This is a genomic window from Vreelandella lionensis, assembly GCF_044543515.1.
Lineage (GTDB): Bacteria > Pseudomonadota > Gammaproteobacteria > Pseudomonadales > Halomonadaceae > Vreelandella > Vreelandella lionensis.
On sequence record NZ_JBITWC010000033.1, the window covers coordinates 1 to 13,106 of the forward strand.

At 57.9% G+C, this 13,106-nt stretch carries 12 protein-coding genes and 1 pseudogene; 9 read left to right on the forward strand and 4 right to left on the reverse strand.

The genetic code is table 11. From position 1 onward, the window contains the following. Positions 1-181 precede the first annotated feature (181 nt). From ACIGG6_RS16600 to ACIGG6_RS16610, 3 genes and pseudogenes are all read right to left on the reverse strand, one after another. Positions 182-1,654, reverse strand: coding sequence for an NCS1 family nucleobase:cation symporter-1 (locus tag ACIGG6_RS16600; protein ID WP_399846033.1), 1,473 nt, complete (start codon positions 1,652-1,654; stop codon positions 182-184). Between the two features lie 65 nt (positions 1,655-1,719). After that, a pseudogene (locus ACIGG6_RS16605) lies at positions 1,720-3,090 on the reverse strand (NCS1 family transporter). Between the two features lie 133 nt (positions 3,091-3,223). After that, positions 3,224-3,982, reverse strand: a complete 759-nt coding sequence (locus ACIGG6_RS16610; protein WP_399846036.1) for an aspartate/glutamate racemase family protein — start codon at positions 3,980-3,982, stop codon at positions 3,224-3,226. 263 nt (positions 3,983-4,245) lie between these two features. Here ACIGG6_RS16610 and puuE point away from each other — a divergent pair, with 263 nt between their 5' ends. The 8 genes from puuE to ACIGG6_RS16650 all read left to right on the forward strand — a co-directional run bounded on the left by puuE (position 4,246) and on the right by ACIGG6_RS16650 (position 11,198). Then, entirely contained in the window at positions 4,246-5,172 is a 927-nt protein-coding gene (puuE, locus tag ACIGG6_RS16615) for an allantoinase PuuE (protein ID WP_253505485.1), read from the forward strand. Positions 5,173-5,186: 14 nt separating this feature from the next. After that, on the forward strand, positions 5,187-6,011 hold the full coding sequence (locus ACIGG6_RS16620) for a bifunctional allantoicase/(S)-ureidoglycine aminohydrolase (protein ID WP_062360626.1): 825 nt from the start codon (positions 5,187-5,189) through the stop codon (positions 6,009-6,011). A gap of 42 nt (positions 6,012-6,053) precedes the next feature. After that, the gene (locus tag ACIGG6_RS16625) at positions 6,054-6,545 is read left to right on the forward strand and encodes an ureidoglycolate lyase (RefSeq protein ID WP_253505483.1); all 492 of its coding nucleotides are present in this window, start codon (positions 6,054-6,056) and stop codon (positions 6,543-6,545) included. Positions 6,546-6,629: 84 nt separating this feature from the next. Beyond that, complete coding sequence (gene pyk / locus ACIGG6_RS16630; protein ID WP_253505481.1) at positions 6,630-8,114, forward strand: pyruvate kinase; 1,485 nt, start codon at positions 6,630-6,632, stop codon at positions 8,112-8,114. Between the two features lie 4 nt (positions 8,115-8,118). After that, on the forward strand, positions 8,119-8,886 hold the full coding sequence (modA, locus tag ACIGG6_RS16635) for a molybdate ABC transporter substrate-binding protein (RefSeq protein ID WP_253505479.1): 768 nt from the start codon (positions 8,119-8,121) through the stop codon (positions 8,884-8,886). Then, positions 8,886-9,554 carry a molybdate ABC transporter permease subunit gene (modB, locus tag ACIGG6_RS16640; protein ID WP_054640951.1) on the forward strand — a complete coding sequence of 223 codons (669 nt, stop codon included), beginning with the start codon at positions 8,886-8,888 and terminating at the stop codon, positions 9,552-9,554. The genes modA and modB overlap by 1 nt, the downstream gene beginning before the upstream one ends. Further along, positions 9,547-10,680: an ABC transporter ATP-binding protein gene (locus tag ACIGG6_RS16645; protein WP_253505477.1), complete on the forward strand. Its 1,134-nt coding sequence runs from the start codon at positions 9,547-9,549 to the stop codon at positions 10,678-10,680. Before modB ends, ACIGG6_RS16645 begins: the two co-directional genes overlap by 8 nt. Further along, complete coding sequence (locus ACIGG6_RS16650; RefSeq protein ID WP_253027860.1) at positions 10,677-11,198, forward strand: DUF192 domain-containing protein; 522 nt, start codon at positions 10,677-10,679, stop codon at positions 11,196-11,198. The genes ACIGG6_RS16645 and ACIGG6_RS16650 overlap by 4 nt, the downstream gene beginning before the upstream one ends. A gap of 9 nt (positions 11,199-11,207) precedes the next feature. Here the strand turns inward: ACIGG6_RS16650 and ACIGG6_RS16655 are convergent, their stop codons facing one another. Next, a complete protein-coding gene (locus ACIGG6_RS16655; RefSeq protein WP_399846044.1) occupies positions 11,208-12,071 on the reverse strand; it encodes a DMT family transporter in 864 nt (287 codons plus the stop codon). A gap of 151 nt (positions 12,072-12,222) precedes the next feature. On the opposite strand from ACIGG6_RS16655, the gene ACIGG6_RS16660 reads away from it, so the two are divergent. Then, positions 12,223-13,080, forward strand: a complete 858-nt coding sequence (locus ACIGG6_RS16660) for a glycine betaine ABC transporter substrate-binding protein (protein WP_399846047.1) — start codon at positions 12,223-12,225, stop codon at positions 13,078-13,080. Positions 13,081-13,106: the final 26 nt, after the last annotated feature.

Here is a 13,106-nt window from a genome sequence, read left to right on the forward strand (position 1 = left end):
GAAGGGTCTTTGAGCATATCGGCCACCACTAAAAACGATACGCTTATCAAAGCAAAACCCTGGCCGAAGGGCCAGGGCTTTGTCAGCAGTCTGAAGCGCCACCGGAGCTCATCCGGTGGCGCTTTTAGTGGTTATCTATGTGGTGCAGTGAGTCATCACTACTGAGTCATCACTACATGGCTTAGCCCGCTTTCTGCTCAGGTATCACAGGCGCTGCCTTAAACCGCCTCATCAGCCCGTAATAGAATACCCCACCCAAGCCCGCGCCGATCAGCCAGCCATAGCCGCCTAAGCTGGCTAAAGCCGGTACCAATACGGTAGAGAGCGAGAACATTGCCGCCACGCCAAAGGCGATAAGAGCGCGAGTGTTCCAGCCGTTGACGTAGTAGTAAGCGCTGCCGGGGGCTGAGGAGAATAGCTCCTGCATATTGAGGTGCTGGCGTTTGATCAGGTAGTAGTCCACCACGATGATGCCGTAGAACGGCGCGACGATAGCGCCCAGCGCATTTACAAAGCCCGGCACGCCAATTTGGCTGATCACTGAGATCCATAGCGCACCCACGAAAAAGGCAATCACGGCGGTAATCAAGCCGCCCATCTTGAAGCTGATTTTGCTTGGGAACAGGTTAGCTAAGTCGTAGGCGGGGGGAATGAAGTTAGCGACGAGGTTAATACCCACCGTAGCGGCAAAGAAGGTGAGGGCAGCCACGATGGTCAGTGGCAGCGAATCGACGCGTTCCACAATATCCGCCGGGTTGGTTAGCGCTTCGCCAAACAGTACCAGCGTGCCTGCGGTAATAATCAGCGCAATAAACGAGAAGAACGCCACGTTCAAGGGCAGGCCCAGCAGGTTGCCCAGCTTCATCTGGCGCTCGGTTTTTACAAACCGGGTAAAGTCGCCGAAGTTGATCACCACTGCGGCGAAGTAGGCGACCATCGTACCCACAATGGCGAGAAACGCACCCAGGCCACCCTGCTCACCGTTGCCGCTGAAGATGGTGCCAATGGCGGGGAGCAGCTCGCTACCGGCTTGTACCCATACCACGATCATCAACACCACCATTACCACATAGACCAGTGGGCCTGCCCAGTTCAGGAAGTGTTTGATGCGCTCAATGCCCTGCCAAAAAATCGCGATCTGAAACAGCCACACGATGACGAACGAGAGCCACGCCACCCCGGAAAGGCCGAGGAACGTACCCCCGTTGCCCACGCCAAACAGCGCGGTGATCAGCAGGGCCACGGCGGTGGAGGCGAAGTAGGTCTGCACGCCGTACCAGAAAATACCCACGATAGCGCGCAGCATGGCGGGCAGGTTGGCACCACGCACGCCCATGCTGGCGCGCACCATGACCGGGAAGGGAATGCCGTATTTCACGCTGGGTTTGCCGGTCAGGTTGACCAGAAACATGACGATAATCCCGGCCAGAATAATCGCGGCCATTACGGCCCAGCCGTTTAGGCCATAAGAGAGGAACAGCGACGCCGCCAGGGTGTAGCCAAACAGGCTTTGAATATCGTTGGACCAGACGTTAAAAATCTCAAAGGCGCCCCAGGTGCGGTGCTCTGGCTTTAGCGGGGCGAGGTCTTCGTTATAGAGCGTTGGATCAATCTGCTGGATGTTTAGGTCGCTTTGGCTGGGTTGTTCATTCATTGCAAGGCTCTTTATCCGGAAATGGTCGCCTGCCACGCGAGGGTGGCAGGCGTTGGCAAGGCGAGTTACTGAGTGAATCGCTGGCAGGCGGGCCAGTGTTTCATCAGCAGGTAGTAGGTCAGTCCGGCAGGAATGAGGCTGGCATACCAAGAGACCGCCGAGAAAGAGAGCGCTGCGACAATACCTACCGCTGTCGCTATCAGCGCCGCTTGGTTAATGCCTTGATAGGGGCCGTTTTCATCGTAGAGCTTGCCGATATCCAGCGTGCGGCGGCGAATCACGTAGTAGTCCACCACCAGAATGGCGAAGATGGGGCCAAGGAAGGCAGAGTAGGTTTGTACAAAGAGCTGCAGGCCTGCGGCCGATTCCGGCTGCACCAGTTTCCAGGGGAAGGTGGCGAAGGCGAGCAGACCCACAATGACGGTGGCGACGGGGAATTTGAGCTTGAACACGTCCATCAGCACGTAGGTAGGTGGCACCACGTTATTCAGCACGTTGGTGGTCACCTGGGCGAAGGCGATAAACAGCAGGGTGATCATCAGCAGTGGCGTGTTATCCACCGCGTTGGCGAACACTTGGATGGGGTCGGCGGTGCCGGTGGCTTGCGACACCATGTAGCCAATTAGGCCCATAAACAGCGTGCAGGGCAGAATCGACATCGCGTAAATGGTGGTTAATAGCCCTTGGCCGGTGCCTTTTTTATGCTCCCGGGAGTAATCGCTCACATTCAGCATCATGGTGCTGTAGATGCCCAAAAACAGCATGGTGGCGCTCCAGAAGGGCATCCCCCAAGAGCCTTCCATGGTCAGCAGACTGGTGGAAAGCTCGTCACCGTAGCGCTGCACCGTGGCGTAGAACATGTACATCAGCGAGCAGAGAATAAAGGCGCTGCCGATATTTTCCAGCCACTTAATGCCCTGAAAGCCGAGTACCGAAAGGCCAATCTGCAAAAACTGGAAGGTAATAAAGTAGAAGATCAGGTTATCGAAGCCGAACAGCGTCGCCGACACCATGTTGAGGGCACCTGCGCCAATCTAGCTTTGAAAACCGTACCAGACGATGGCAGGAACGGCGCGCACCAAACCGGGAATACGCGTGCCGGTAAAACCGAATGCACTGCGTGCCTGCACCATAAATGGGATGCCGTATTTGTAGCCAGCAGCCCCATTAATGGCGAGCGCCACGCCAATCACAAAGCAGCCAATGGCGATGGCCAGGGTGGCTTGCAGCAGGTTGAGCGTGCCCACCACGCTTGAGCCCATGGCGAAGGTGCCGATAGAGACACACCCTCCGAACCAGGCTAAAAAGTAGGAGGTGCGCCCCATAATGCGGGTGCTTTGTGGAGCTAAGCTTTCGGCCCCAACGGCTTTGGCGGTGGCGGGGCTAGCCGCTCCCGGTACTGCATCTGAGGTAAGAGCAGAGGTTGAAGTGCTCATGTTACCGTCCTCGCAAGATTATCGATGTTATTGGTAACCTGGGCAGTTATCTGCCCAGGAGACGCTTGCGGCATGGCGTGCTAATGGCGGTATTCGTTATGTTGTTATCGTTTTTATGCTGCTTTTACGTGTTTCAGCTGCGTATGGGGGGCAGCGTCAGATTTGAAAAATCAGCAAACTTGCCAGTAAAGGCTTTTGGGCGCGGGTAATCTAAATCGCCGTATTTACTGGTATGTAAGCCCAGTCCCACGAGGGATTCGGCAAGCTTCAGCGCCGCACTTACCCCTTCCACCACGGGCAGGCCAACTTCGCGGCTAATGGCGTGGGTTAGGTTCGCCATACCGCCACAGCCCAGCACAATCGCGCCGATGCCATCCTCATCGCGGGCGCGGCAGCACTCTTGCACGATTCGGCTAAAGGCGGCGTCAGGGTGATCTTCTAAATCCAGCACCGGAATTTCCGCAGCGCGAATGCGGCGGCAGTGGTGGCTTAAGCCGTACTGCTCAAGAAGGTGCTCGGCAATAATGCCGGTACGGCCTAGCGTGGTCACAATCGAGAAGCGCGTGCTAATCAGGGTCGCCATGTGAAAGGCGGCTTCGGCAATGCCAATCACTGGGGCGCGGGTCAGCTCGCGGGCAGCCAGTAAGCCGGGGTCACCAAAGCAGGCCACTACGTAGGCATCAATATTGCCCTCGCGCTCGCCTTTCAGCACCTCTTCGGCCACGCCCACCGCGCTGACCGCTTCATCAAAGTGACTCTCGATAGAGATAGGGCCTGCGTCAGGCTGGGTGGCGCTGATGGTGGTCGATGGGGCGGCCAGTTGCTCGGCAGCGAGACGAATGGTGGCCGTCATGGCTGCCGTGGTGTTGGGGTTAATCAGTCGTATATGCACGTTGAGGCGCTCGCATGTAAACAATATTTTCTATCTTGTATACGAAAATAGGGCGCTTTTTTGATATGCGCAAGCCTTTTAACGCCTTGTTCAACTACGCAGAGAGTTGACCAATTGTTCAGGTTTCAATGGGTTAGCGCGAAAGTTATCTTAAAAGCGTCGATATCTCAGCTAATTAGCCCTGAGTTGAATTGCGATGGCCGTTCAAAATGGCTATTTTGTATACAAACTAAAACGCTCTGCCTTGTTGAAGGAGCCTGACCATGACGTCTCATTACCCTCGCGATTTAATCGGCTATGGCCGCACGCCGCCCCACGCTAACTGGCCAGGCAAGGCCAAAATCGCCGTTCAATTTGTGCTTAATTATGAGGAGGGCGGTGAGAACTGCGTGCTGCATGGGGATTCAGGCTCGGAGCAGTTTTTGTCCGAGATTATTGGTGCGGCCAGCTACCCAGACCGCCACCTGAGCATGGAGTCCATCTACGAATATGGCTCCCGCGCCGGCGTGTGGCGTATTCTGCGCGAGTTCGAGCGCCGCAGGTTGCCACTGACCGTATTTGGGGTGGCGATGGCGCTAGAGCGCCACCCGGATGTGGCCCAGGCGTTTAAAGAGCTTGGCCATGAAGTGGCGTGCCACGGCTACCGTTGGATTCACTACCAAGAAACCCCGGAGCATGTCGAACGTGAGCATCTGCAAAAAGCCATGGAGATCTTCCAGCGCTTGTACGGTGAAAAGCCTGAAGGCTGGTACACCGGGCGCGACAGCCCCAATACGCGCCGTTTAATTCTGGACGAAGGTGGTTTCCTTTACGACAGCGATTACTACGGCGACGACCTACCGTTCTGGACGAAGGTGAGCGATAGCGAGGGGGCTGAGCATAACCATCTGATCGTGCCTTACACCTTAGATACCAACGACATGCGCTTTGCTGCCCCGCAAGGTTTCAACACGGGGGATCACTTCTTTACCTACCTGCGCGACGCCTTTGATGTGCTGTATGCAGAAGGAGAAGAGGCGCCGAAAATGCTCTCAATCGGCATGCACTGCCGTTTGTTGGGCCGTCCGGGTCGCTTCCGCGCGCTGCAGCGCTTCTTAGACCATATTGAAGCCCACGACCGAGTGTGGGTGACACGCCGGGTGGACATCGCCCGCCACTGGGCGGAGCATCATCCGGCACCGACTCGTTAAAAGGCAGCATCATAATGAATAAAACGACTTACTACGCCCCCACCGGCGGGCACCCGCCGCAAACCCAGCTCACCGCTGACCGTGCGGTCTTTACCGAAGCCTACGCACTGATTCCCAAAGGGGTGATGCGCGATATCGTGACCAGCAACCTGCCGTTTTGGGAGGGCACTCGGTTATGGGTGCTGGCGCGTCCGCTGTCGGGATTTGCGGAAACCTTCTCCCAGTACATCATGGAAGTGCAGCCCGAGGGCGGTAGCGATAAGCCTGAGCTAGACCCCCAGGCGGAAGGCGTGTTGTTTATTGTGGAGGGTGAGTTAACGCTCACTTTAGCGGGCGAGCGTCATACGATGGGGCCGGGTGGCTATGCGTTTATTCCACCTGGCAGCCACTGGCAGGTGCGCAATGAAACCCGCGAGCCGGTGCGTTTCCACTGGGTGCGCAAAGCCTACGAGTATGTAGAAGGTCTGGAAGTGCCCAAAGCCTTCGTGACCAACGAACAGGAGATCGCACCGATCGAAATGCCGGGCACCGAAGGCCGCTGGGCAACGACGCGTTTTGTCGACCCCAACGACGTGCGCCACGATATGCACGTCAATATCGTTACCTTTCAGCCGGGTGGCGTGATTCCGTTTGATGAAACCCACGTGATGGAGCATGGCCTCTACGTACTTGAAGGCAAAGCGGTGTATCACTTGAACCAGCAATGGGTCGAAGTGGAAGCGGGCGACTTTATGTGGCTACGCGCCTTCTGCCCTCAGGCGTGCTACGCCGGCGGCCCTGGCCCGTTCCGCTACCTGTTGTACAAAGACGTTAACCGCCATGCGGCGCTCAAAATCTGAGTTGGGAAGCCCACCACAACTATCACTCGTTAGGATGATGCTATGTTAAATCTGACGGCAAAACCGCTGACGGCGGAGGCGTTTGCGCCCTTTGGAGACGTCATCGATGCCCGCACGTCCGCGTCGTTTCCGATTAACGCCGGGCGCACCCAGCGCCATCACGATCTCGCTAAGGTCGAAACTCTCGGTGAAAACGCCCACACGCTGATCAATATTTTTGTCAGCCAGCCAGTGACGCTGCCGCTCAATCTCACGTTTTTAGAGCGCCACCCCCAGGGCAGTCAGGCGTTTATGCCGCTGCATCAGGAGCGCTTTATCGTGGTGGTGGCACCGCCTGGCGATACCATTGCGCCAGACGAGGTGCAGGCGTTTGTGACCGACGGTCGCCAAGGGGTGAACTACCGCGCCGGTACTTGGCACGCGATTCAGTCGGTGTTGGAGCGCGAAGGGGAGTTTCTAGTGGTGGATCGCGGTGGGGATGGCAATAACTGTGATGAATATCCCCTGGATGTTACCGTCACTTTAGCGGAATAGCCCACCGCAAGTGCATGCGAGTGTCATCTTGGTTGGGTTATCCTGATAAGCTGACACTCTACTCTATGAACGGTTAGGACATTTATGAGCGCAAACACCCATATCCCCCTTCGTCGTACCAAAATTGTCGCGACCCTCGGCCCCGCCAGCGACCGTGAAGGCGTGCTGGAAGCCATGTTGAAAGCGGGGGTGGATGTGGTCCGCTTGAACTTTTCCCACGGCACGGCCGACGACCATCGTCGCCGCCTTGCCCGTGTGCGTGAAATCGCCGCTCAGCTAGGCCGCAGCGTGGCCGCGCTAGGTGATTTGCAAGGCCCCAAAATTCGCGTTGCCCGCTTTAAAGAGGGGGCGGTTTATTTAGAAGAGGGCCAGCCGTTTGTACTGGATATGGCCATGGACAGTGATGCCGGTGATATCCACGGCGTCGGCTGCGATTACAAAACCCTGGCCGACGATGTAACGGCGGGCGACCGCCTGCTGCTGGATGATGGCCGCGTGGTGCTGGATGTTACCCGCGTAGAGGGCAAGCAGGTACATACCGAGGTGGTGGTGGGCGGCAAGCTCTCTAATCATAAAGGCATTAACAAGCAGGGCGGCGGGCTATCTGCTCCCGCGCTGACAGAAAAAGATAAAACCGACCTGAAAACCGCCGTTGAGATTGGTGTCGATTATTTGGCGATCTCCTTCCCTCGTACTGCGGAAGATATGCTGGAAGCCCGCCGCCTGTTGGGCGAAGAGGGCAAGGAAATTGGCCTCGTTGCCAAAGTGGAGCGCGCCGAAGCCGTGGCCGATGACGCCACGCTGGATGGCATTATCGAAGCCTCCGAAGCGGTGATGGTTGCCCGTGGCGACCTCGGCGTGGAAATTGGCGATGCCAAACTGGTCGGCGTGCAAAAGCGCATGATTAAACGCGCCCGTTCGCTTAACCGCGCGGTCATTACCGCCACCCAAATGATGGAGAGCATGATCTCCGCGCCGCTGCCCACCCGCGCTGAAGTCTTCGACGTGGCTAACGCGGTGCTGGATGGCAGCGATGCGGTCATGCTCTCTGCGGAAACCGCCGCGGGCGACTACCCGCTGGAAACCGTAGAAGCGATGGCGCGTGTGTGCCTGGGTGCCGAGCGTGAGCGGGTCGCCCAAGAGTCGGGCCATCGTATCCACGAAGGCTTTACCCGCCCGGATGAAACCATTGCACTTTCGGCCATGTATGCCGCTAACCACATGAAAGGCGTGGTCGCGATTGCCTGCATGACCGCCTCTGGTTACACGCCGCTGATTGCCTCGCGCATTCGCTCGGGCTTGCCCATCGTCGGCCTGGCTCACAACCCGATTGCCCAGCGCCGTATGGCCATGTACCGCGGCGTGGTCTCACTTCCCTTCGATACCTCAGAAATGACCGCCACCGAGCTTAACGACCAAGCCCTTACGCTGTTGGTGAAGCAGGGCGTCGCCAAGCCGGGTGATCACGTCATCCTGACCCGTGGCGACCACATGAACGCCCACGGCGGCACCAACACCATGAAAGTGATGGCCATTACCGAGCAGCACGCCGAAAACGCGAAGGCGTAAACGAATGCGCGCACTGCTGCTCCTGTGCGGTTGGCTGCTAAGCGCGCCTGTGATGGCGGGCGCGCCCATTGTGGCGGCGGCGTCTAGCCTGCAGTTCGCCCTGGAGGAAGCTGCCGCCCAGTTTACCCAGCAGACCGGCCACGCGCTGCGGCTTAACTTCGGCTCCTCCGGCAACTTTCGTCGTCAAATCGCCCAGGGCGCGCCCTTCGAGCTGTTTTTGTCAGCAGATGAAGAGTTCGTTCAAGCGCTGTACGACGAGGGGTACGTGGATAACACGGGCGTGATTTACGCCCGAGGACGGCTAGCCTGGGTACAGCCGGCTGGCCGTTACTCCGTACCCAGTGAGCAAGCGCCGCTTGCCGGCGTGCAGGAGGCCATTGCCGCCTTGGCAGAGGGGCAGCGGCTGCGTATCGCCATTGCCAGCCCAGAACACGCCCCTTACGGCATGGCCGCCCGAGACGTGTTGCAAAAGGCGGGCCTTTGGGAAGCCAGCGAACCGCTGCGGGTTCAAGGGGAGAATGTCTCCCAGGCGATGCAGTTTGCCCTTTCCGACGAGGCTCGAGGTGGCTTAGTGGCTTACTCGCTAGCAGTTGCGCCCGCGCTAGCGGAGCGCAGCGAGGCGGTGTTGATGCCTGAAACGTGGCATACGCCGCTGCGCCAGCGCATGGTGTTAACGCCGCAGGCCGGAGAAGTGGCTCACGCGTTTTACGAGTGGCTGCAACAGGCGGATGCGAAAGCGATTTTTGAAACCTACGGATTTAGTACCGATTAATGGACTGGTCGGCGTTCTCTGTCTCGCTGCGGCTCGCGGCGTTTACCTGTCTCTTCTTATTACCTCTAGGCATTTGGTGGGGGCGCGTGCTGGCGACGGCACAGTTCCGTGGCAAGGGGCTGTGTGAGGCGCTGATTGCGCTGCCGCTGGTGCTACCGCCTACGGTGCTGGGGTTTTATCTGCTTCAGCAGTTTGGCCGCGATGCGCCGTTAGGCGGTGCCTGGGCGGCGCTGACAGGGGGCGGGCTCAACTTTACCTTTAGCGGTATTTTGTTGGCTTCTCTGATTGCCAATCTCCCCTTTGCTATTCAGCCGATTCAGCGTGCCTTTGAGCATGTGCCTGCGAACCTGCGTGAGGCGGCATGGTGCAGTGGGCTAAGCCCATGGCAAACCCTGTGGCGTATTGAATTGCCGCTGGTGTGGCCGGGCATTTTGTCGGCGGCAGCGCTAACCTTTGCGCACACACTGGGCGAGTTTGGCGTGATTTTGCTGGTCGGCGGTGCGATTGATGGCGAGACCCGCACGCTCTCTATTGCCATTTATGACCGCGTACAGGCCTTTGACGAGCAGGGCGCGGCGAGCATGTCCGCCCTCTTGCTGGCCATTTCTCTGGCAACCTTAGGCCTTGTCTATGGGCTCGCTGGCAAGCGCAGGTGGTCACGTGGATGATCTGATAGTGACGGCCCAACAGGCTGGCCCGATTCCGCTCAATGCCTCGTTTCGCTGCGCCCCTGGCGAGTTGTTGGCGCTGGTCGGGCCATCGGGAAGTGGTAAAACTACCTTGCTGCGCACCATTGCCGGGCTTTACCAGCCTCAGCAGGGCAGAGTGAGCTGCGCGGGCAGGGAGTGGTTTCTGGCCCAAAGCGGCCAGCGCCACTCACTGCCGCCGCAAGCGCGCCAGATTGGTATGGTGTTTCAGGATTATGCGCTGTTCCCTCATCTAACGGCGCTGCAGAACGTTCAGCTAGCCATAGGACACCTGCCCCGCGCTCAAAGGCGTGAACAGGCTGTTCAGTGGCTCACTAAAGTGCGCTTGGAAGGCTTAGAGGCGCGCTACCCTAGCGAGCTTTCCGGCGGCCAGCGCCAGCGAGTGGCCTTGGCTCGCGCCTTGGCCAGAGAGCCCCAAGCGCTGCTGCTGGATGAGCCGTTCTCTGCGGTAGATCAAGTGACTCGACGCCGCTTACAGCGTGAGCTGGCGCTGCTGCGCCAACAGATCTCCATTCCCATTATTCTCGTCACCCACGACTTGGAAGAAGCCACCGCGCTCGCCGATCAAATCTGCGTGCTGCATAACGGCGTCAGCCTGCAGCAGGGCACGCCTGAAGCGCTGTTTCGACAGCCCGCTTCGCCGCTTGTCGCTAGGTTGCTGGATCGCCACAACGTCTTTAGCGGGGAAGTGGTCGAGACGGACGCTGGGCGACGCTTGCAGTGGGGGGAATGGCTGCTAGAAGTCAGCGAAGGTATCGCCCAGTGTGAAGTAGGAGAGTCATTGGCCTGGTACCTGCCGCCGTCGGATATTGTACTGCATCGTCGGGGACGGCCTTCCCAAGGCGAACGCGAAAACCCGGTGGCGGCGACGGTCAGCGAAATGGTGGTGTTGGGCGGCATGACATCAATCTCGCTGCGTGTTTCCCACGGAGATATGCTACGTTTCGACATCGCCACCCACGCGGCTAAACGTAATCAGCTTAGCTTGGGAGAAAGGGTACACGTCTCGCTGCTGGCTGAGGGGATTCATCTTATGCCCGCGCAGCGTACCCAAACGGCATCACACAACAAAAGGAACCTGTTATGACCCTGACACGCCGTCAACTGCTGAAAACCGCTGCCGGTGTTTCGCTTGCCGCCTGTTTACCCCTGCCGCTGTTAGCGGCTTGGGCGGCTGAACCCGCGCCAGCCAACACGCTGCCGCTGGCGATCCATAGCGAAGGTGGCCCGCATCGCCTGGATGTCGAAGTCGCCGAAACCGCTTCGCAGCGTCAGCGGGGCCTGATGGGCCGCAAAAATCTGCCTGAAGCCCGCGGTATGCTGTTCCGATTTGAGAGCGAGCAGCCCGCCGGTAACGCCTTTTGGATGTACCGGACGCTAATTCCGCTGGATATCGCTTATATCGACGGCGAAGGGCGCATCGTCGCCATCAACACCATGCCGCCCTGCGAATCTGATGCTCCTCAGGAGTGCCCCTCTTACCCTGCCGGGGCGGCCTATCATGCGGCGCTGGAAGTTAACGCGGGCTATTTTGCTGAGCGTGGCATACAGGTAGGCGACTGTGTCTCGGTGCCTGCGCTGGCCGGTTTTTGCCGCCCCGAATAACGTGCTTTCTTACGCCCTGGTTGGCCGCTGTTTGCCAAACTTCAGCACAATCAGGGCGATTCCCGCGACCACTAAGCCGCCGCCTACCAGTTTATGCACCCCCAGTGGATCGTCCATCAGCAGCGCGCCTAAGCCCACCGCGAAAACAGGGGTGAGGAGCGTCATTGGCACTACGCGATTCACCGGGTGGCGGCTCAGCAGCGCATACCAAATGCCGTAAGCGACAATCGACGACATAACAGCGGTATACGCCACCGCGCCCCATCCCAGCCAGCTTGCCTGAGCGATGGCCTGCCACTGATTTTGCTCAAAGAGCCACGAGCCGAGCGCAACCTGAGGCACCGCAAAGAGCGCTACCCAACCTGCCAGCGCTAGTGGCGCAATGGGCGACCCGCGTTTGATCAATAGCTGCGACACCGCCCAGCCAAACGCACTCAATAGCAAAATGGTTAACGGTAGCGGCGAGGGCAGCGTTGGCCCGCCCGCCAGCACCACCACACCTGCAAACGAGAGCAGCAGGCCTGCCAAGCGTTTAGGCCCTAATTTCTCTTTTAGGAATACCACCGCCAATAGCGTGGCAAACGGTGTGCCCATCTGCACAAGCAGCGCGCCTGTTCCAGCTTCCGCTTGCCCCAAACCAATAAACAGCAGCGCAAAGTGAAGGCTGCCAAACGTGATGGATAGCAGCAATAAAAAGGGCAACTGCGCCCGGGCTACCGGGTAAAACGGCACCAGCAGCGCGGCCACTAATATGAAGCGCAAGGTGGTCATTAACAGCGGCGGTAGCTCCGCTACGCCCACTTTGATCACAATAATATTGAGTGACCAAATAACAATGACCAACAGGCCCAGGAGCAAATCACGAAGCGGCACGGCGTTATCTCTGTTAGGGAGCGGGGAGAGGCTATCAAGGGTGCTTATATAACGGCTAGGGAGCTTTTAAGCTAATAATCTAAACATAGTGTTATAGTAAGGCGGCAACAGTCGTTGTATCGAGATCAATAGTAATAACAGAGGAACGATTATGAAGAAAATCTCATCAACGTTGTTAGGCCTGAGCATGGCGCTAGCGGCTTCCGCCCATGCCAACGATAAGCAGCTGGTCATTGGTACCAATAACTGGGCTGAAAATATTGCCGTCGCCAATATGTGGAAAATCGTGCTGGAAGAGGAGCACGGCTACGAGATTGAGCTGACCGATGTGGGCAAAAGCGTGCTGTACAGCGGTTTGGCCAATAACGATTTCGATATCTCTTTGGAAATCTGGCTACCCACGACGGACAAAGATTTTCTTGCGCCCTATAAAGATGAGATTGATGTGCACGACGTGTGGTACGAAGGCACTGGCCTAGGCATTGTGGTACCTAGTTACGTTGAGATCGACACCATCGACGCGCTGCGCGATAGCGCTGAACAATTCTCCTATCAAGGGCGCCCCACCATTATTGGGATTGATTCTGGCTCCGCGATTGCCGGGTCAACGGATGATGCCATCAATTTTTATGACTTGCCGATGCGTCAGCTATATAGCTCCGACCCAGCCATGATGGCGGCCCTGGACGATGCGTACCAGCGTGAAGAGCCCATTGCCGTGACGCTCTGGAGCCCGCACTGGGCCTTTGCTGAGTATGATCTTAAGTACCTGGAAGATACTCAGGGCGTTTACGGTGAAAGCGACGATATTTTCTGGTTCTCCCGCAAAGGCTTCGCGGAAGACGACCCGTGGCTCACCCAAGTGCTGAACGAGTGGCATATGGATGACGATACCTTAGGCGGGCTGATGGCGACGATTGAACAGCAGGGCGACCCCGTAGAAGGGGCGCGCACCTGGATTGGCGAGAACCGCGAGTTAGTCGATACGTGGCTGGCCGCTGGCGAGTAGCCATTTAATGCAAACCCTGGCAACGC